The 20,477-nt window shown below is 61.8% G+C and carries 16 protein-coding genes; 9 read left to right on the plus strand and 7 right to left on the minus strand.

The annotated features are described in order from the left end of the window. Nucleotides 1–37: 37 nt before the first annotated feature. Nucleotides 38–1,663 (minus strand): YbaL family putative K(+) efflux transporter, encoded by a 1,626-nt coding sequence (ybaL, locus tag ABNP46_RS06000; RefSeq protein ID WP_349921505.1) that lies wholly within the window; start codon nt 1,661–1,663, stop codon nt 38–40. Between the two features lie 360 nt (nt 1,664–2,023). Next, nucleotides 2,024–3,805 carry a gamma-glutamyltransferase gene (gene ggt, locus ABNP46_RS06005; RefSeq protein ID WP_349922402.1) on the minus strand — a complete coding sequence of 594 codons (1,782 nt, stop codon included), beginning with the start codon at nt 3,803–3,805 and terminating at the stop codon, nt 2,024–2,026. 132 nt (nt 3,806–3,937) lie between these two features. Between ggt and ABNP46_RS06010 the strand changes: the two genes are divergently transcribed. Then, nucleotides 3,938–4,534 (plus strand): GDSL-type esterase/lipase family protein, encoded by a 597-nt coding sequence (locus ABNP46_RS06010; RefSeq protein WP_349921506.1) that lies wholly within the window; start codon nt 3,938–3,940, stop codon nt 4,532–4,534. 81 nt (nt 4,535–4,615) lie between these two features. Here ABNP46_RS06010 and rdgC read toward each other — a convergent pair whose 3' ends face one another. After that, complete coding sequence (gene rdgC / locus ABNP46_RS06015) at nt 4,616–5,527, minus strand: recombination-associated protein RdgC (protein ID WP_349921507.1); 912 nt, start codon at nt 5,525–5,527, stop codon at nt 4,616–4,618. Between the two features lie 180 nt (nt 5,528–5,707). On the opposite strand from rdgC, the gene ABNP46_RS06020 reads away from it, so the two are divergent. The 4 genes from ABNP46_RS06020 to ABNP46_RS06035 all read left to right on the plus strand — a co-directional run bounded on the left by ABNP46_RS06020 (nt 5,708) and on the right by ABNP46_RS06035 (nt 11,408). After that, on the plus strand, nt 5,708–6,136 hold the full coding sequence (locus tag ABNP46_RS06020) for a GNAT family N-acetyltransferase (RefSeq protein ID WP_349921508.1): 429 nt from the start codon (nt 5,708–5,710) through the stop codon (nt 6,134–6,136). Between the two features lie 118 nt (nt 6,137–6,254). Further along, complete coding sequence (locus ABNP46_RS06025; protein ID WP_349921509.1) at nt 6,255–7,481, plus strand: exonuclease SbcCD subunit D C-terminal domain-containing protein; 1,227 nt, start codon at nt 6,255–6,257, stop codon at nt 7,479–7,481. Continuing rightward, nucleotides 7,478–7,651: an exonuclease SbcC gene (locus ABNP46_RS06030; RefSeq protein ID WP_349921510.1), complete on the plus strand. Its 174-nt coding sequence runs from the start codon at nt 7,478–7,480 to the stop codon at nt 7,649–7,651. The genes ABNP46_RS06025 and ABNP46_RS06030 overlap by 4 nt, the downstream gene beginning before the upstream one ends. A gap of 4 nt (nt 7,652–7,655) precedes the next feature. Then, entirely contained in the window at nt 7,656–11,408 is a 3,753-nt protein-coding gene (locus ABNP46_RS06035; RefSeq protein WP_349921511.1) for an AAA family ATPase, read from the plus strand. Between the two features lie 216 nt (nt 11,409–11,624). Here the strand turns inward: ABNP46_RS06035 and crr are convergent, their stop codons facing one another. The 4 genes from crr to cysK all read right to left on the minus strand — a co-directional run bounded on the left by crr (nt 11,625) and on the right by cysK (nt 15,616). After that, a complete protein-coding gene (gene crr / locus ABNP46_RS06040; RefSeq protein ID WP_042061931.1) occupies nt 11,625–12,134 on the minus strand; it encodes a PTS glucose transporter subunit IIA in 510 nt (169 codons plus the stop codon). Between the two features lie 42 nt (nt 12,135–12,176). Further along, complete coding sequence (gene ptsI / locus ABNP46_RS06045; RefSeq protein ID WP_349921512.1) at nt 12,177–13,904, minus strand: phosphoenolpyruvate-protein phosphotransferase PtsI; 1,728 nt, start codon at nt 13,902–13,904, stop codon at nt 12,177–12,179. A gap of 44 nt (nt 13,905–13,948) precedes the next feature. Further along, nucleotides 13,949–14,206 carry an HPr family phosphocarrier protein gene (locus tag ABNP46_RS06050; protein ID WP_005303128.1) on the minus strand — a complete coding sequence of 86 codons (258 nt, stop codon included), beginning with the start codon at nt 14,204–14,206 and terminating at the stop codon, nt 13,949–13,951. A 441-nt stretch (nt 14,207–14,647) separates the two neighbouring features. Continuing rightward, complete coding sequence (cysK, locus tag ABNP46_RS06055) at nt 14,648–15,616, minus strand: cysteine synthase A (protein ID WP_349921513.1); 969 nt, start codon at nt 15,614–15,616, stop codon at nt 14,648–14,650. Between the two features lie 163 nt (nt 15,617–15,779). Between cysK and ABNP46_RS06060 the strand changes: the two genes are divergently transcribed. From ABNP46_RS06060 to ABNP46_RS06075, 4 genes are read left to right on the plus strand one after another with little or no spacing between them, the layout of a single operon-like run. Then, the gene (locus ABNP46_RS06060) at nt 15,780–16,622 is read left to right on the plus strand and encodes an AAA family ATPase (protein WP_349921514.1); all 843 of its coding nucleotides are present in this window, start codon (nt 15,780–15,782) and stop codon (nt 16,620–16,622) included. Continuing rightward, complete coding sequence (locus ABNP46_RS06065; protein WP_349921515.1) at nt 16,623–17,789, plus strand: vWA domain-containing protein; 1,167 nt, start codon at nt 16,623–16,625, stop codon at nt 17,787–17,789. Between the two features lie 53 nt (nt 17,790–17,842). Next, nucleotides 17,843–18,964: a beta-ketoacyl-ACP synthase III gene (locus tag ABNP46_RS06070; protein WP_349921516.1), complete on the plus strand. Its 1,122-nt coding sequence runs from the start codon at nt 17,843–17,845 to the stop codon at nt 18,962–18,964. Between the two features lie 13 nt (nt 18,965–18,977). Next, nucleotides 18,978–20,459, plus strand: coding sequence for an HD domain-containing phosphohydrolase (locus ABNP46_RS06075; RefSeq protein ID WP_349921517.1), 1,482 nt, complete (start codon nt 18,978–18,980; stop codon nt 20,457–20,459). Nucleotides 20,460–20,477: the final 18 nt, after the last annotated feature.

The following is a 20,477-nucleotide window of genomic DNA, read 5'->3' on the forward strand; positions in this document are numbered from 1 at the left end:
GTTCATGTCATGCTGACATGGCCTGCATAGAGAGGGATCAGGTCGGCTGAGTCGCCAGTTGACAGAGGCGGCGCGCCACCTCCTCTTCCTGCTGCACAACCTGATGTACTCCGCGTACCCGCAGATGATGCACCTCTTCGGTTTGCTGGCCACAGGCGGCAATGCGCAGCAAGGCGCCCTGTTCCCGCGCCGCCGCAGCGATTTCACCTGCTAGCAGGCTGTCTTCCAGGGTGATCAGTAACCAGCTGGCATTGGGCAGGGCCACCGACAACAGATCATGCTGGATAGGATGGCCGGTGAGGCAGGTGATCCCCTGTGCGCGCCAGGGCTCCAGCAGTCGCTCTTCCGTGTCGATCACCACCATCTCTCGCCCTTGCTCGCGCAACTGCCGAATGAGATGGCTGCCGATGGCCTCGGCCCCCACCACCACGACATGTCCCTGCAGGGCGCACTGGGGAGGAACCTCGTGTGGCTCCGGACTGCGCTTCAGCCAGCGCTCGGCCTGGTTGAATACCAGAGGGTTGAGCATGATGGAGAAGCAGGCCCCGACCAGCACCAGATCACGGGCGACATCCGGCACCAGTTCCAGCATGACCCCGAGCCCCATCAGGATGAAGGAGAACTCCCCCACCTGGGCCAGGCTGGCGGAGATGGTCAGCGCGGTGCGTTGGCTGTGGCCGAACAGCCGCACGATGGCGAAGGCCGCCACCGACTTGCCGAAGACGATGACGAAGATGGTCGCCAGCACTGCCAAGGGCTCGCGCAGCAAAATGGTGGGATCGAACAGCATGCCCACGGAGACGAAGAAAAGCACGGCGAAGGCATCCTGCAATGGCAGGGTATCGTTGGCGGCCTTGTGGCTGAGGTGGGAGCTGTTCATCACCACTCCGGCGAAGAAGGCGCCGAGGGCGAAGGAGACCCCGAACAGCTTGACCGCACCGAAGGCGATGCCAAGGGAGCAGGAGAGTACGGCCAGGGTGAACAGCTCGCGGGAGCCGGTGGCGGCGGTGCGGGCCAGCAGCCAGGGGATGAGGCGTCGACCGCCGATGGCCATCAGTGCGATGAAGGCGGCCACCTTAGCCAGGGTAAAACCGATATCCCGCAGCACATGACCCAGGGTCAGGCTCTCGTCCCCCTGTTGCAGGTTGGCGAGGATGGGGAGCAGCACCAGTGCCAGCACCATCACCAGATCCTCGACGATGAGCCAGCCAATGGCGATGCGCCCCTCGTTGGTATCGACCTGGCCCCGGCTCTCCAGGGCCCGCAGCAACACTACCGTGCTGGCGGTGGAGAGAGCTAGGCCGAACACTACCCCGGCGGTGATGCTCCAGCCGAGCAACTGGGAGAGGCCGAGACCGAGCAGGGTCGCGAGCGTTATCTGAACGATGGCACCCGGGATGGCGATGTGTTTGACGGAGAGCAGATCTTTCACGGAAAAGTGCAGGCCGACCCCGAACATCAGCAAGATGACCCCGATCTCGGCGAGCTCGGGGGCGAGCTGCAGATCGGCGACATAACCCGGGGTGAACGGGCCGCATATGACCCCGGCGGCAAGATAGCCCACCATGGGGGAAATGCGCAGGCGGCTTGCCAGCATGCCGAAGATATAGGCCAGCACCAGGCCGCCAACCAGGGTCGTGATAAGGGGGAGTGAGTGGTCCATGTCGTCACCTCGCTAATGGCAGTCAGGGGCTACCAGATCGCTTGGTGGCGAAGAGGGCAGCTGTCAATGAGCAGGGGGCGAAAGAGACAGTGTTGGCCGCAGCAAGCAGGAAGTTGGGGGACAACAGTGGCCGTTTCTATTGAAAAATAATGTATTTATCTGCCTGGAACAACACTTATCCAAGTTTAAGACGTAAATTGAGATAAAAGGCGCATAAACATAATTATTATGGAGAAAAAGGGTGTCTTTTCTTCTTCCCGTGGCAGATTTAATCAATCGGTGATGAGTTGCCGTGTTGAATAGAAAGGCGGCCCCAGGCCGCCTTCGTCGTGATGGAAAGACCACGTTATATGCGAGTCGTTATTCGCCCCTGGCGACCCCTTCGCGCCGGGGATCGGCGGCGCCAAACCAGCCGCTGGCGTTGCGCTCCACCCCCTGCAGTCCCGAGGTCTGCTCGTTGAGCACCACCTCGTGCCCTCTGGCCTTGAGCCCCTCGATGACGGTGGTGGGGGTTCGCCCCTGCTCTAGCTCGGTGGGGCCGTTGCGGCTGCCAAAGTTCGGCAAGTCGATGGCTTGCTGCAGATTGAGTCCCCAGTCCTGGGTGCCCAGCAGCGCCTTGCCCACGTAGTTGATGATGGCGGAGCCTCCCGGTGAGCCGAGGCTCATCTCAAGCTCCCCATTTTGCTTGTCAAACACCAGCAGGGGGGACATGGAGGAGCGGGGGCGCTTGCCGGGCTCGACCCGGTTCGCCACCGGCAGGCCGGCCGCATCCACCGAGGTGAAGGAGAAGTCGGTGAGCTGGTTATTGAGCAGATAACCGTTCACCATCAACCTGGCACCGAAGCCATCCTCGATGGAGCTGGTCATGGAGATGGCCATCCCCGCCTTGTCGACGATGGAGACATGGCTGGTGGAGGGGAGTTCCGGGGTGGCATCCCGGCCACGGGCGAGTGCCTGGGGCGGATTGCCGGCTTTGGCCACGCCCATGGAGCGCGGCCCGATGAGGCTGCCCCGCTCGGCGAGATAGCCTTTGTCCAGCATGCCCGCCACCGGTACGGAGACGACGTCGCCGTCGGCCACATACTGGTTGCGGTCGGCAAAGGCGAGTCGCGCCGCCTCGCTGTAGAGGTGGATGGCCTCGGCGGAGGCGGCGAGCTTGCCGTCAGGCCCGGTCACCGGCTTGAGGGCCGCCATGTCCCGACTCTCCAGCATGCCGAAGATCTGGCCGAGGGCGATGGTGCCGGAGGAGGGGGTGGGGAAGCCGCAGATCTCGCGCTGGCGATAGTCAAAACAGAGGCCGTCCCGCAGTTTGGCGCTGTAACTGGCGAGGTCCGCCGCCGCCAGCACGCCCGGATTGGTGGGGTGCTGACGCACCTTGGCCACCATGGCGTCGGCGAGCGGCCCCCGATAGAAGGCGTCGGCCCCCTCATTGGCCAGGGTCTTCAGTACCTTGGCCAGGGCCGGGTTGGTCAGCCTGGTGCCGGCGGGCTTGGGGGAACCATCCGGTTGATAGAAGTAGGCGCGGGCCTCGGGGTCGCGCGCGAGATAGGGATCCTTGGCAATCAGGGTGGCGAGACGCGGGCTGATGACAAACCCCTGCTCTGCGAGCGTGATGGCGGGTTCAAACAGGCTGGCCCAGGGCAGCTTGCCATAGCGATGATGGGCCATCGCCAGAGCGCGCACCGTGCCCGGTACGCCGACGGAGCGCCCCCCCACCACACCGTCGTAGAAGGCCATGGGCTTGCCGTCCTTCATGAACAGCTGATCCGTGGCCGCCGCCGGCGCCGTCTCCCGGCCATCCACCGCCATGACCTGTTGACCGTCCCACACCAGCAGCAAGGAGCCGCCCCCGATGCCGGAAGATTGCGGCTCCACCAGGGTCAGCACCAGCTGCACCGCGATGGCGGCATCGACGGCGCTGCCACCGGCCTTGACGATCTGGTAGCCCGCATCCACCGCCAGCGGGTTGGCGGCGGCCACCATGAAGTCGTGGCCCTGCCAGCCGGGCTTGTCGGTCCAGCCGCTGGCCGCCTCGGGGGCGATCAGGGTCTGGGAGGGGGGCACATAGTGGAAGGCACTCTGGGGGGCGCAACCTGCGAGCAGGCCAAGGGCTACCAGCAGGCCGAGGGGCTTGAGGGACATGACACTCTCCTTGTCGGTTTCTTGTTCAACCATCGAAATCTGTCACAACTTGAACACTATTGAAAGATTGTCTTTCTGCTCATATGGTTACAAATCTATCAATGATTGAATGCCAGGTGCCAAGGGGGAAGAATGAGAAATGCCGTGATGGGCTTGCTCTGTCTGCTGCTGGCCGGGTGTGGCGAGTCCGAGTTCAGGCCTTTGGGCGCAGGAGAAACCATTCTGGCCTTCGGCGACAGCCTGACCGAGGGACGCGGAGTCAACCCGGCCCAGAGTTACCCCAGCGTGCTGGCGACACTGAGCGGTCACCCCGTCATCAACGCCGGCGTCTCGGGGGAGCTCAGTGAAGCGGGCAGAGCCAGGTTGCCCGCTTTGCTGGCCCAGCACAGGCCGGCGCTTGTCATCTTGCTGGAGGGGGGCAACGACATCCTGCGTGGCCGCGGGGAGGGGGCCCTCAAGGCCAATCTCGCCGCCATGATAGAGATGGTACAAGGCAGCGGCGCCCAGTTGCTGCTGGTGGGGGTGCCCCGCAAGTCCCTGTTCGCCGATGGGGCGCCCCTCTACGGGGAGCTGGCGGATCAGTACCGACTGGTGCTGGACAACGAGAGCATCGGTGAGTTGCTGCGCAGCCCGGCCCTCAAATCCGATGCGGTGCACTTCAACGAGCAGGGCTACCGAACCCTGGCGGAGCGGCTGCACGGGCTGTTGCAGGAGCGCGGAGCCCTCTAGTGCGGCGAAGGCCGGCGAGACATGAAAAAACCGCCAGCTGGCGGTTTTTTTACGCTAGATCCTGTCGTCAGGGCGGCGTTCTCAGATGGATTGCTCTTCCCCACCCAGGGCGGCGAACAGCGCCGGGATGAACTGGGCGAGCTCCGCGGTCACCAGGGCGAAGTCGGCATCCAGACGGGCGGCGGGATCCTCGCTGGTGACATCGTCATTCTGCTCACGCAGCTCTTCGCTGAACTTCAGCCGCTTGATGGAGAGATCGTCCCCCAGCACGAAGCTCAGGGTCTCGCCCCAGTTCAGGGCCAGCTTGGTCACCAGCTTGTCGTTGGCCAGGTGGTTCTTGATCTCGTCGCTCATCAGATCCTGCTGCTTGCAGCGGATGATGCCACCGTGTTCCATGGCGCTGCGCAGCTCGGCCTCGTCCTCCAGGGTGAAGCTGGCGGGCAGGTTGCCTTCGTTGAGCCACTCGGTCATGGTGATCTCGGGCGGATTCTTGAGGGCTACCGGCACCACCGGCAGGGTGCCGATGGATTTGCGCAGCAGCGCCAGCAGATCGTCCGCCTTCTTGGCGGAGCCCGCATCCACCACCATCAGGTTGTCGGCGGGGTTGATCCAGGCGAAGGTCTGGCTGGTGCGGCTGAAGGCGCGGGGCAGCAGGGTATGCATGATCTCCTCCTTCAGCGCCTCCTTCTCCTTCTTCTTGAGGGCACGACCCTGTTCGAACTCGATGGCCTCAACCTTCTCCGCCAGCATCTCCTTAACCACGGTACCCGGCAGCATCTTCTCTTCCTTGCGAGCACAGATGAGCAGGTGGCCAGCGGCCGCGTGGGTCAGGGTGGAACCGAATTTGCCAAGGGGCTTGACCCAGCCGAAGCGAGAGATGTCCTGGCTGCCACAGGGGGTGAAGGCGCAGGCCTCAAGCTGGGTTTCCAGCTGCTCTGCGGTCAGCTCGAAGGGGCGGGTAAAGCGATAAATCTGCAGGTTTTTAAACCACATGGCGTCCTCGGTCTCATAGATTGTCCGGCCGGCATTGTACTAGAGAGGCGCTTTGTGATCAGCCAATCATTCTCGCTAAATAAAGGATGATCATGCTCACAGGGCACCATATTGCTCCCCAAAATCAGCAGGAAACTCCCCTAGACTGCATGTGTTCAGCTTGTTAACAAGGATAAAAAAATGTTGAGACTGAGTCGGCCGGAAGACATGGAAGAGATCGTCGAAATCTGGCTGCTGGCCTCCCTGCAGGCCCATGATTTCGTCGACGCTTCCTGCTGGTGGCAGGCTCAGGAGGACTTGCGCACCCGCTACCTCGATCATGCCCGTATCTGGGTGTTTGAAGAGCGGGGGGATTTGCTCGGTTTCACGGCATTGGTGGAGGATTTCCTGGCCGCCCTCTTCGTGCGCCCCGACCGTCAGGGGCGAGGGGTGGGCCATGCCTTGCTGCAGGAGGTGAGGGCTCAGGGTCGGGAGCTGCATACCCGGGTGTTCGTGGAGAACGAGCCGGCGGTGCGCTTCTATCGCCGCCATGGCTTCGTCATCGGTGATGAGGTGTCCGATCCCCTGACGGGCCATCTGCAGTACAAGATGTCTTGTCCGGCCCTCTGACACCGAGGCTAGTGCCCTGATTTAGCGGGTTGTCTTGCTTGAAAAAAGGGAGCGCTGTCCGCATCCTGTCTGCACAGGGTAGCGCGACTACCTCCCTCTTTATCCGAGCCGCTTTCTCATGAAGATCCTGCACACAGCCGATTGGCACCTTGGCCATCAACTCCATGGCCATGAGCGCCGTTTCGAACACGATGCCTTCCTCGACTGGCTGGCCGATACCATCAAGACGCGGCAGATAGACGCCCTGCTGGTGGCCGGCGATCTGTTCGACACCGCCAACCCTCCCGCCAGCGCCTGGCAACAGCTCTATCGCTTCCTGGCGCGGCTGCGCGCCGAGCTGCCCCATCTCAATATGGTGCTTATCGGTGGCAATCATGACTCTCCCTCCAAGCTGGATGCTCCCCACGAGCTGCTGCGTGCCTTCGATCTGCACCTGGTTGGCAGCATCAGCCGGGACGCCGAGGGGCGGCTCGAAACCGAACGTCTGCTGGTGCCGCTGCAAGACAAGACGGGCAAGGTTGCCACCTGGTGCGCCGCCGTGCCATTCCTGCGCAGCAGCGATCTGCGGGTCGAATGCCTGGAAGAGGGGCAGGACAGGTTGATAGAAGGGGTTCGCCAGGTTTATGCCGCCGTGCTGGATGCCGGCCGGGCACGCTGTGAGCCCGGCCAGGGGCTGATCGCCATGGGCCACGCCTATCTGGCGGCGGGCCAGCTCTCCGAGCTCTCCGAGCGGCGGGTACTCGGCGGCAACCAGCACGCCCTGCCCGCCGACATCTTCGCCCTGGCCGATTACACGGCTCTGGGGCATCTGCATCTGGCCCAGAGCCCGGCGCCCGGGGTGCACTACAGCGGCTCGCCGCTGCCGCTGTCTCTCGCCGAGGCGAATTACAACCATCAGGTGCTGGAAGTGACGCTGGAGGAGGGCAAACTGGCCGGGCTGGAGCGGATCCCCGTGCCCCGCGCGGTGGAGATGATCCGGCTGCCGGAGAGCGCCCTCGATGAGGCGCTCGACGCCATCGCGGCGCTCGAGGTGCCTCCATTGCCCGCAGAGGCCCAACCCTTCCTCGAGGTGCGACTGCTGCTGCCCAAACCCGAGGCCCGGATCCGCGAGCGCGTATTGGCGGCCATGGCGGGCAAGCCGGTGCGTCTGGCCCGTATCAGCACCCGCTATCAGGGTTCCGGTCAGGGGCTTGCCGACGGGGTGAGTCGCCGCAGGCTGGACGAGATCTCCCCCACCGAGGTGTTCAGGCTCTGTTATCAGCGTCAGTTCGAGGGGGAACCCTCTCCCGAACTGGTGTCCTCGTTTGAAGAGATCCTGGTGCAGGTGAAGGAGGAGCAGGCATGAAGATCCTCTCCCTCTCTGGCGAGAACCTCGCCAGCCTGACCAGCCAGTTCACCATCGATTTCAACCGGGGGGCTCTCGGCGCCGCCGGCCTGTTTGCCATCACCGGCAACACGCGGGCTGATGGGGGCAAGAGCACGATCGACATCGGCTTGCCATGGATGGAGGCGTGAACTCATGAAGATCCTTTCCCTTTCTGGCGAGAACCTCGCCAGCCTGACCGGTCAGTTCACCATCGATTTCAACCGGGGGGCCCTCGGCGCCGCCGGCCTGTTTGCCATTACCGGCAATACGGGCGCGGGCAAGAGTACCCTGCTCGATGCCATCTGCCTTGCCCTCTACGACGAGATGCCGCGCTTTATCGCCAATCGCAAGCACGTGGCCGAAGTGGGGCGGGTCGATGACGAGGAGAAACTCAAGGCCAACGACGTGCGCGGCATCCTCAGTCGCGGTCATGCCAGCAGTTTTGCCGAGGTGCAGTTTCGCGGCTGTGACGGCCGCCGCTACCTAGCTCGCTGGGCAGTGCGCCGTGCCCGCAACCGCGCTGAGGGGCGTTTCCAGGCTCAGGAGCGCAGCCTGACCGATGTCGAGAGCGGCCAGGTCTTCTCCGGCAGTAAGCGGGAGCTGCAGGATCGCATCGACGAACTGGTGGGCCTCTCCTGGGAGCAGTTCCGAAGGGCGGTGATCCTGCCCCAGGGGGAGTTTGCCGCCTTCCTCAAATCGAGCGCGGACGAGCGCTCTGCGCTCTTGGAGCGCATGACCGGTACCGAGCTCTACTCCGCCATCTCCATCCAGACCCATGAGCGGGCCCGGGCCGAGCAGCAGGCGTTGGCCACACTGGCACAGCGCCTCGGCGATGTTCCCCTGATGGACGAGACGACCCGCGAGGAGTGGGTCGCTCGCCAGCAGAGCCTTGCCACCGAACTCAAGCACGAGCGCCAGCAGCAGCAGTTGCTGCAGGATTTTCGCGATCTGGGCGAGCGCATCGCGGCGTTGAGTCAGGCTTGTCAGGCCGGCCAGACTGAACTGGCCGCCGTCGAGCAGGCTCACCGTGAGGCGGCCCCTTTGCGAGAAGAGTTCACCCGCGCCGAGCAGGCCCAGGTGGCGCGTGCCGACCATGACGAGTTGGCGCGTCTTGAACGTGAATTGCAGCAGCAAGCACTGCTCATTGGCCAGTTGGGGCCTGAGTTGATCCAGGTTGAACAGGCGCAGCAGCAGGCCGTGCTGCATGAGCAACAACTGTTGGCACAAAAGAGTGCGACCGAGCGCGAATGGGGGGCCATGCAGCCCGAACTCAAACGGGCTCAGGATCTCGACACCCGGATCAGGGAAAAAGCCGACCTGCTGCTGGAGATCAAGCAGCAGGGCACCCAGGCCCGGGCCCTGCAAGTTGCGTTGCAGCAGGAGTGCCAGCAGCAGCGCGAGCAGGTGCAGGCACTGGAAGAGAGCCGCCAGCGCTGGGCTAACTGGCTCGATGAGCGCAAGACGCTGATCCCGCTGGCGCCCCAGTGGCAACCCCTGCTGGCTGCCATGCAGGATTGGGCAGAGGGCAGGGGACAATTGCAGCGCCTGCGTCAGCTCCATGAGCAGCGGGATCTGGCCCTGCGAGAGTTGAAGGCCGATCTGGAGCAGGGGCAGCAGGAGCGGGACTATTGGCAGCAGGAGCAGATCCGGCTGCAACAGCAGCACGATCAACGGCTGGCCGAGGAGTGGGATGTCAGAGTCGCCAGCGTGCAGGAGCAGCGCCAGGCCGATACCCAGCAACTGGCGCGGGTGCATCAGTTGCTGGAGCTGGCCCGAAGCGGGCGCAGCCACAGCGAGCAGTTGGAGCGTCTCTGCCAGGAATTGAGTCAGCTTGAACAGCAGCTCGCCCGTCTCGCAACCCTGCATGACGAGCGGGAGCCCGTGCTGACTCGCCTCGCCATCCAGCGCGACGAGGCACGCTTGGCGCTGGAGCAGGCCCGGGCCGTGGCCAGTTTCGAGCAGCATCGCCATGAGCTGCAAGATGAGATGTCCTGCCCGCTCTGCGGCTCAACCGACCATCCCTATCGCCAGAGCCAGCCCCAGGTCGCGGGCATTCTGGCCCAGCAGGGGGAGCGTGCCCGTCAACTGGCGCTGGAGTGGGAGCAGCTCAATCACTTGCATATCCAGGGGCGGAGTGAGCAGGCCGAGCTGACCCGCCAGCTGGCGGCCCGCCAGCAACAACGGCCTGAACTGATGGCAAGATCCGAACAACTTGCCCAGCGCTGGGCCGAGCTCGGGGGGCAGCGCCTGTCGGGGCTGTCGTTGCCGCCTAACCCGAGCCCGGCTGAATGGGCCGAATTGCAGGCCCGGCTGCTGACAGAGGGAGAGTCGCTGGAGCAGCGCCTGGCGGCGTATGAGCAGCAGTTGCAGCAGGCCCGGCAGGGACAGCAGGCGCTGGCGGGCTTGCGGGAGCAGCTCGCCCAGCTCGGTACCCGCCTGCAGGCCTTTGAGCTGCGCTGGCACGAGCAGGCGCGGCAGAAGGCCGAGTGGGAGGCCGAACTGAAGGGGCTGGAAGAGCAGGAGGCGGGCCTGCGCCAACGACTGGTCCAGGGAGAGGCCAGGCTGGATCGGCAGATGGGAGCAGAGCCCTGGCGTCCCTGGGCCGAAGGGGCTCGCTGGCAGGCGTGGCAAGAGAGTTGTGAGGCCTGCCTGCAGGGACAGAGGGAGTGGGAGCGGCTCGGCGCCGAGGTGGCGAATCTGACGCCCATGCTGAGTGCACAGGAGGCGCGGACGGCGAGCCAGAACGAACTGCTGCACAAGCTGGAACGGGATTACAAGGAAGGGGAGCTGCAGCGGCAAGGATTGCTCGCCAATCGAGACGCCTGCCTTGCCGGGCGCCCCATAGCCGAGGTGGAGGAGGAGTGGCAGCAGCGGCTGCATGGGCTGAACCATCAGCTGGAGGCAGCGACCCAGGCTCTGCATGCCCTGCGGGAAAAACACACCGAACTCAAGACTCGCCTGGCCCATCTGGAGCAGGACAAGCAGATAAGCAGCCGTCGTCAGCGGGAGGTGCTGGGTCATTGGGCCGCCCATGCCAGCAACCTCGGCATCGCCGAGTACGAATTGCGCCGTCTGCTGGCTCTCTCCGCCGAGGATCTCAAGGGGCGACGTGCGGCCCTGCAGCAACTGGACGAGGCCCTGGCCGAGGCGCGCACCCGACTCGGTGAACGCCAGCGAGCGCAGGCGCAGGAGGAGGCCAAGCTCGAGCGTTATCGCGAACATCACGGCGAGCTCTGCGCTCTCTCCGTCGAGGCGCTCGGCCAATCCCTGATCATCAGCGAAGCCCGTTGCCGCGAGCTGGAGGAGCAGTTGTTCCAGTGCAAGAGCACCCTGGCCCAGGCCGAGGCGGCGCAGGCGCAGGCGGGCAGCCTGCAAGCGGCGCTGGCGCGCCAGCAAGGGGTGGCGGATCACTGGCAGCAGCTCAGCGATCTCATCGGCTCCGCCAGCGGCGCCAAACTGCGCACCTTCGCCCAGAGCCTGACCCTTGAGCGTTTGTTGCTGGAGGCCAATGCCCAGCTCGCCGAGCTCTCTCCCCGCTATCGGCTGGAGCGGGTACCCGGCACGGATCTGGCGTTGCAGGTGGTGGATCTCGACATGGGGGATGAGGTGCGCTCGGTGGACTCCCTCTCCGGTGGCGAGAGCTTCCTGGTGTCGCTGGCGCTGGCGCTGGCCCTCTCCAGCCTCTCGTCACGCCAGACCCAGGTCGAATCACTGTTTATCGACGAAGGGTTCGGTACCCTGGATCCGGACAGCCTGGATCTCGCGCTCTCCAGCCTCGACTCCCTGCAGGCGGCGGGGCGCCAGATCGGCGTCATCTCCCATGTACAGACCCTGGTGGAGCGCATCGGTGTGCAGGTGAGGGTCGAGGCCCTGGGCGGCGGTGAGAGCCGGATATGCCTGCCCTGACTCGGCGGTGACGGCCATCACAACCCTGCCGGATGAAGATCTGGCAGGGTTTTTTATTGGGTATTTTTGTTTTGCGGTGTGTTGCTGCGGTCAGTTGCCGGATGGGTGGATATCTATGCTGACATGGTTGATGGTCTCTGACACGGGACCATAAAAAAACCGAAGCCCAGGGCTTCGGTTTTTTGTTGCAGTCACTGGCGCGAGGCCAGGATCGCATTACTTCTTGATGCGGATCACCGGGGTCTCACCGACGGTCACGGCGCCAGTCATCTTGATCAGCTCTTTGATCTCATCCATGTTGGAGATGACCACAGGCGTCAGGGTAGACTTGGCTTTGGCTTCCAGTACGGCCAGATCGAATTCGATGATGGTGTCACCGCGCTTGACCTGCTGACCTTCCTGGGCGATACGGGTGAAGCCTTCGCCTTTCAGCTCAACGGTGTCGATACCGAAGTGAACGAACAGCTCGATACCAGAGTCGGATTCCAGAGAGAACGCGTGGTTGGTCTCGAAGATCTTGCCGATGGTGCCGTCGCACGGCGCGACCATCTTGTTGCCAGCCGGCTTGATGGCGATGCCGTCGCCGACGATCTTCTCGGCGAAGACCACATCGGGCACGTCTTCGATCGGTACGATTTCACCTGACAGGGGGGCAAAGATCTCGATGCCACCGGTGTCAGAGCTGTCATCGGAAACCAGTTTCTTCAGTTTATCAAACAGACCCATAGTAAAAGCTCCTAGAGATGATTGTCGCTGTTTGCAGCGATCTTAGCAGACTGCCTTCTGCTTAATAAAGTTATCTACACAGGCTTCGATTTCGGCGGCGGTCGCATAGCTCAGGGCCTGGTCTGCCATTGCCTTCACATCTTCGAAGTTGGTGTTACGGATAAGCTTCTTGATACGCGGTACAGAGATGGCGCTCATGGAGAACTCATCCAGACCCATACCCAGCAGCAGCAAGGTGGCGCGTTCGTCACCGGCCAGTTCGCCGCACATACCTGTCCACTTGCCATTGTCATGGGAAGCGTCGATGACCATCTTGATCAGGGTCAGGACGGAAGGTGACAGCGGGTTGTACATGGCGGAAATCATCTCGTTACCACGGTCGACGGCCAGGGTGTACTGGGTCAGGTCGTTGGTACCGATACTGAAGAAATCCACTTCCTTGGCCAGATGATGTGCCATCACGGCTGCAGCCGGGGTCTCGATCATGATACCCACTTCGATGGATTCATCAAAGGCTTTGCCTTCGGCGCGCAGTTCGGCTTTGAGCGTCTCCACGGTGGCCTTCAGGCTGCGGAACTCTTCGACGGAGATGATCATCGGGAACATGATGCGCAGCTTGCCGAAGGCAGAGGCACGCAGGATGGCCCGCAGCTGGGCGTTCATGATGTCGGCGCGATCGAAGAAGATCCGCACGGCACGCCAGCCCAGGAAGGGGTTCATCTCTTTCGGGAAATTCATGTATGGCAGTTCTTTGTCGCCGCCGATGTCCATGGTACGGACGATGATCGGCTGATCCGGCATGGCCTCTGCCACTTCTTTGTAGGCCTTGAACTGCTCGTCTTCGGTCGGCAGCGCATCACGGTCCATGAACAGGAATTCGGTGCGGTACAGACCCACGCCTTCGGCGCCGTTGCGGATGGCACCCTCGGTATCCTTGACGGTACCGATGTTGGCGCACACCTCGACCTGGTGACCGTCCAGGGTGATGGCGGGCAAGTCTTTCAGCTTGGCCAGCTCATCTTTCTCAGCCTGGAACTGGGCCTGCAGCTCTTTGAACTTGGCCAGCTGTTCGGCGGTCGGGTTGAGGACGATCTGGTTGTTGATCGCATCCAGTACCAGCACGTCACCATTCTTGACGCGCTCGGTGATATCGTTTGTCCCCACGATGGCCGGCAGCTCCAGGGAGCGGGCCATGATGGAGGTGTGAGAGGTTCGGCCACCGATATCGGTAACGAAACCCAGCACGTATTTCAGGTTGATCTGAGCGGTTTCGGACGGGGTCAGGTCTTTGGCGACCAGGATGACCTCTTCGTCGATGGTGCTCAGGTTGACAACGGCGATGCCGAGCACGTTCTTCACCAGACGGGTGCCGATGTCACGGAAGTCGGTGGCGCGCTCACGCAGATAGGGGTCATCCAGCTCGGCCATCATCTTGGCGTACTGCTCGATCACCTCGTAGATGGCTTTGTCGGCGGATGCCTTGTTGTCTTTGATGAAGGATCTGATATCCCCTTCGAGCTCCTCGTCTTCGAGCAGCATGATGTGGCCTTCGAAGATGGCCTCTTTTTCTTCACCGAAGGTGCGACCGGCCATCACCTTGATGGCTTCCAGCTGTGCGGCTGACTTGGTGCGGGCTTCGAGGAAGCGGTTGATTTCGGCGTCAATCTGGTCAACAGAAATCTTGCCCTGATTGATAACGATTTCATCTTCTTTCAGAAGAAGCGCCTTGCCGAATGCGATACCGGGGGACGCAAGAATGCCAGATATCATAATCCTTCCTATTAAAACGACTGTGGGGGAGGAATAAAGCTGGATTACTCCAGCTCGTCCATCAGGGCAACCAGCTTCTCAACGGCTTTCTGTGCGTCCGGGCCGTCGGCCTGGATGGTCACGTTGGTGCCTTTGGTCAGGCCCAGGGTCTGCAGCTTGAACAGGCTCTTGGCGCTGGCGGATTTGCCACCGGAGACCACAGTGATCTCGCTTTGGAATTCTTTGGCTTCTTTCACGAACTGAGCTGCGGGACGGGTGTGCAGGCCGTTTTCAGCAGTAATAACAACAGACTTCTCGTACATGGTTTCACCCCATATTATTGATATTGTGTGGAGAGGTGGTTGCTTTTGAGGCTTCCAGTCTCACCGTGTCAGTATGGATATGTTGTAAAGTAACGAAATAAGACCTGCAATGGTTTAATCCAGGTCAATTTTCTGTGCAGTATTCAGCGCCCCGGCTAACTCTTTTTCGTTATCGCTCTACAGGCCGCATCAGTACTGGCTTGAGATTAATTTATAACGAAAAATAACACTTTGTTACCTTGTGATACCTAGCCGGGAATCACCTCGTGACGGGGCACAGGATATGAGATTTATCACAGAATGTCTGCTTTTTTTGTCATCCCGGAATTTGTTATTTTACCCCAAAAAATAAGGGTCGTCTGACACTGTCGGCTACAGAGTTTAGCTCATAAAGAAAACGGCGCTCCGAAGAGCGCCGTTGTTTTGATGTAAGGGGATCAATTATTGCTGCAGTTCCTGCTCGCTGAACACCCCGGCGAACAGGGCGCTGGAGAGGTAGCGCTCGGCGGCGCTCGGCAGGATGACGACGATGGTCTTGCCCTCGAATTCCGGCAGTTCGGCCAGACGGGCGGCGGCCACGACGGCGGCGCCAGAGCTGATCCCAGCCAGAATGCCTTCCTCTTCCATCAGGCGACGGGCCATCTCGATGGACTCCTCGCTGCTCACCTGCTCGACGCGGTCCAGCAGGGTCAAGTCCAGGTTGCCCGGGATGAAGCCGGCGCCAATGCCCTGGATCTTGTGAGGACCGGGTTTGATCTCCTGACCGGCCAGTTTCTGACTGATGACAGGGGATTCTGACGGCTCGACGGCGACGGAGACGATGGCCTTGCCCTTGGTCTGCTTGATATAGCGGGAGACACCGGTGATGGTGCCGCCGGTGCCGACGCCCGCCACGAACACATCGACGTCACCGTCGGTGGCTTCCCAGATCTCGGGGCCTGTGGTCTTTTCGTGGATCTCCGGGTTGGCGGGGTTTTCGAACTGTTGCAGCAGCACATACTTGCCCGGCTCGGATTCGAGGATCTCGTTGGCCTTGGCGATGGCGCCCTTCATGCCGAGTGGGCCTTCGGTCAGCACCAGATTGGCACCCAGGGCCTTGAGCAGCTTGCGGCGCTCCAGGCTCATGGTGGCGGGCATGGTTAGGGTAATGGGATAGCCGCGGGCGGCGGCCACGAAGGCCAGAGCAATGCCGGTGTTACCGCTGGTGGGCTCGATGATCTCCTTGCCCTTGGTCAGCACGCCGCGCTTTTCGGCATCCCAGATGAGGTTGGCACCGATCCGGCATTTGACGCTGAAGCTCGGGTTGCGGCTCTCGATCTTGGCCAGCACGCGGCCCTTGGTAACACGGTTGAGACGAACCAGCGGGGTGTTGCCTATGGTTTGGCTGTTGTCCTCAAAAATTTTGCTCATGGTGCTATCCCTGTGTTTGTTAAGGCGATGAAACAAGATTACCCTGTGATTTCTGAATGAGAAGTGACGAATCGTTATAACAATATGTTATTACAACATATAGAACTTATTCTTTATTACCGAGGTCCAGCCCGGGCCTTGTGCTACCAAGGAAATGGACACCATGGGATTTGCAGGAAGCGATCGCTATCTCGCCTCTAAAGAGCTGAGCATGGCCGTCAACGCGGCCGTGGTGCTGGAGAAACCGCTGCTGATCAAGGGTGAGCCTGGTACCGGCAAGACGGTGCTGGCGGAGGCGGTGGCCGAGTCACTTGGCGCCGAGCTCATCGCCTGGCACATCAAGTCCACCACCAAGGCCCAGCAGGGGCTCTATGAATACGACGCCGTGGCGCGGTTGCGGGACTCCCAGCTCGGGGATCCCCGGGTGGGGGATATCAATCACTACATCCGCCGTGGCAAGCTGTGGCAGGCCTTCGCTGCCGAGCAGCGGCCCGTGCTGCTCATCGACGAGATAGACAAGGCGGATATCGAGTTTCCGAACGATCTGCTGCTGGAACTGGATCGCATGGAGTTCGACGTCTATGAGACCGGCGAGCGCGTGAAAGCGCGCCAGCGCCCCGTGGTCATCATCACCTCCAACAACGAGAAAGAGCTGCCGGATGCCTTCCTGCGCCGCTGCTTCTTCCATTACATCCGCTTCCCCGACAAGGCCGAGATGCAGGCCATCATCCAGTTGCACTATCCCGGATTGAAAGCGGCGCTGCTGGACGAAGCCATGTCTCTCTTCTTCGAGCTGCGGGCGGTGGAGGGGCTGCGCAAGAAACCCTCCACCTCGGAACTCCTTGACTGGATCCGGCTGCTGCTGGCCGATGGCATCTCCCCGGAGGCGATGCGGACCCGGGAGCCGGGCAAGCTGGTGCCGGCCCTCTACGGTGCCCTGCTCAAGACGGAGCAGGACTTGCATCTGTTCGAGAAGCTGGCCTTCCTGGCGCGGCGTGGCGGCTGAATGCTGGTTGATTTCTTCCTTCATCTGCGCCGTCACAAGCTGCCCTGCAGCCTGCGCGAATTGCTGGACTTGCACGGGGCACTGGCAGCGCGGCTCGCCAGCCTCGACATGGATGAGTTCTACCTGCTCGCCCGCTGCCTGCTGGTGAAGGACGAGGCCCACTACGATCGCTTCGATCGCGCCTTCGCCGAGTATTATGACGGGCTGCAGGCCAGTCCCTTGTTGCCGGAGTCTCTGCCGGACGACTGGCTGCGCCAGGAGCTCACACGGCTGTTGAGCCCGGGGGAAAAAGCCCTGCTGCAATCCTTGGGGGGGCTGGACAAGTTGCTGGAGACTCTCAATCAGCGGCTGGCAGAGCAGAAAGAGCGTCACGCCGGTGGCAACAAGTGGGTGGGTACTGGCGGCAGCAGCCCCTTCGGTCACGGCGGTTTCCACCCCGAAGGGATCCGCATGGGGGGCGAGGGGCAACATGGCCGTGCCGCCAAGGTGTGGGAGGCGCGCCACTTTCGCAACTTCAGCGACGATGACTCCCCCCTGGGTCAGCGTGCCATCCAGTTGGCCCTGCGAAGGCTCAGACGCTGGGTGCGCAAGGGCAATGCAGACGAGCTGGATCTCGATGACACCATTCGCAGCACGGCCCGTCAGGGCTGGCTCGATGTGAAACTCAGACCCGAGCGCCACAACGGCATCAAACTGCTGGTGTTCTTCGATGTGGGGGGCTCCATGGACAGCCACGTGGCCGAGGTACAACGGCTGTTCTCGGCCCTGCGCCACGAGTTCAAGCACCTGGAGTTCTTCTATTTTCACAACTGCCTCTATGACTTCGTCTGGCAGGACAACCGTCGCCGTTTCGAGGAGCGCTTCGATACCTGGCGTCTGCTGCGCACCTATGGCAGCGACTATCGGGTGATCTTGGTGGGGGATGCCAAGATGGGCCCCTATGAGATCACCTGGCCCGGTGGTGCGGTCGAATACTGGAACGAAGAGGCGGGTCAGGTATGGCTCGCCCGGCTGCAACAGCACTACCCCAGGCTGGTGTGGATCAATCCCCTCCCGAGACGGGAGTGGCTCTGGCATCCTTCCATCAAGCTGATGAATGACCTGATTGGCGGGCGTATGCACCCGCTGACACTGGCCGGTCTCGCCGAGGCGATCGACAGGCTATAAACCCTCATCCTACAAAACAGACAAGCCGGGATTGCACCCGGCCAGGAGCAAAGATGACTTCCATCGTGATCAGTGGCTCAGGCCTCTATACCCCTCCCTTTGCCGTCAGCAACGAAGAGTTGGTGGCCGCCTTCAATCAATATGTGGATCTCTACAACGAGGAGAACGCCTCCGCCATCGACGCGGGTCAGCTCGATGCCAAGCAACATTCAAGCTGCGAGTTCATCGAGAAGGCCTCCGGCATCAAGAGCCGCTATCTGGTGAGCAAGGAGGGGGTGCTGGATCCGGACATCATGCAGCCGCTGCTTCCGGAGCGCCCGGACGACAAGCCCTCCATCATGGTGGAGATGGCAGTGGCCGCCGCCGAGCAGGCGCTGATCGCCGCCGGTCGCGAGCCGGGGGAGATCGATCTCGTCATCGTCGCCGCCTCCAACATGCCGCGACCCTATCCGGCGCTCTCCATCGAGCTGCAGCATTACCTCGGTGCGACCGGCATGGCGTTTGACATGAACGTGGCCTGCTCGTCGGCCACCTTCGGTATCAAGACGGCGGCGGATCTGCTGGCTGCGGGCACAGCCAAACTGGCGCTGGTGGTGAACCCGGAGATCTGCTCGGGTCACCTCAACTTCCGGGACAGGGACAGTCACTTCATCTTCGGCGACGCCTGCACCGCCGTGGTGCTGGAGCGGGCCGAGGACTGCAAGGTGGCCAACCCCTGGCAACTGGTGGCCAGCAAGCTGGTGACCCAGTACTCCAACAATATCCGCAACAACTTCGGCTTCCTGAACCGCTTCAGCCCGCGCACCCGCTACGGGGATGACAAGCTGTTTCGCCAGCAAGGGCGCAAGGTGTTCAAGGAGGTGCTGCCATTGGTGTGCGATCAGATTGCCGGCCAGCTGGCCGAGCAGGGTTGGCAGGCAGGGGAGCTGAACCGACTCTGGCTGCATCAGGCGAATCTCACCATGAACCAGTTCATCGGCCGCAAGCTGCTGGGGCACGATGCCAGTCAGCAAGAGGCACCAGTGATCCTCGACCGTTACGGCAACACCAGCTCGGCGGGCTCCATCATCGCCTTCCACCTGTTCAATCAGGACTTGCCGAGTGGCGCCCGGGGTGTGCTCTGCTCCTTCGGTGCCGGTTATTCGATAGGCAGCCTGCTGCTGGAGCGCGGGTGAGGAATCTTGTGATATGACGATACTCGCTGTCGATTTGGATAACGTTCAGGAGAAGACTCTGGGGCGCAGCACCCTGCATCACGGGGTCGCCTTGCTGCTCTTTTGCCTGTATGGCTTTCAGGTGTGCCCGTTTCTGGACACCCTGACCCTTGCCCAGCTTTTTATTCCCACCCTGGTTGTGTTCGGGATCATGGCCGTCGCTCGCCACATATTGCTCAACCGTCTGACGCTGCCAGAGGTGGAGTTCAGCAGCTTCGGGCTGGAGCTTGGGATCTATCTGCTGGGGGCCGTGCTGCTCTGCATCTATAACGGATTGCTTTTTGGCAACTTTCCCCTGGAAAGCTACCTCAAGATCCTGCTCGGCATGTTCACCCTGGGTTTTCTGGTTGCCGCCGATCTCTCCCTCGAGCGGGATTGGGAGCTGGCCAGGCAGCGTGAGAAAGAGGGCATTTTTGCGTTGACCCAGTCGTCGACCATGGCGTTTTCCCGCAAGTTTTCCCTGTTTGCCTTGGCCACCCTCACGCTGCTGGGAGGGGTCATCTTTCTATTGATCAACAAGGATCTGGAGTGGTTTGTGACGGTTGGCAGCGACTTGCCCCGCGGTCTTGCCCAGCGCTACATATTGCAAGAGGTCGCCTTCATCATGGTGGTGACCTTCGGCTATCTCTGGCTCATCATTCGTGCGTTCAGCCGCAATCTTGCCTTCTCCCTGACCCATCAGATCCAGGCCATGGCGCAGGTTCAGCACGGCAATCTGGAGGTGCGGATACCCGTGACCCGGGACGATGAGTTTGGTCTGATCGCCGCGAGCACGAACGAGATGATCGAGGAGCTGAAGGCGCGCAACGACGAGATCAACCTGACCCGGGATGTGGCCATCCTCGGTCTGGCCACCCTGGCAGAGACACGGGACAACGAGACCGGTGCCCACATCATCCGCACCCAGTACTATGTCAGGGTGCTGGCGGAGCATTTGAGCCAGGCCGATCCCGCGCGATACCCGCTGGACCAAGAGACCATCGAACTGCTGTTCAAATCGGCGCCGCTGCATGATGTGGGCAAGGTGGGCATCCCGGACGCCATCTTGCTCAAACCCGGCAAGCTGACTGATGAAGAGTTTGCCATCATGAAGCGTCATGCCTCGATTGGCGCCGAGGCGCTGGCCAATGCCGAATCGCAGCTCGGTTCCAACTCCTTCCTGCGACTGGCGCGGGAGATAGCGCTCACCCACCACGAAAAATGGGATGGCAGTGGCTATCCGAATGGGTTGAAGGGGGAGGCCATCCCCATTTCAGGCCGATTGATGGCCCTGGCTGACGTCTATGACGCCCTCATCTCAAAGCGAGTCTACAAACCTGCGTTCAGCCATGAACAAGCCAGGGAGATCATCGTCAAGGGACGGGGCAGCCATTTTGATCCCGCCGTGGTCGACGGGTTCCTGGCTTGTGAAGCCGGCTTCCAGCAGATTGCCGACCAGCACAGAGACCATGAGTGACATGGCCTGGAGCGTGGC

Source organism: Aeromonas veronii (assembly GCF_040215105.1).
Classification (GTDB): Bacteria; Pseudomonadota; Gammaproteobacteria; order Enterobacterales; family Aeromonadaceae; genus Aeromonas; species Aeromonas veronii_G.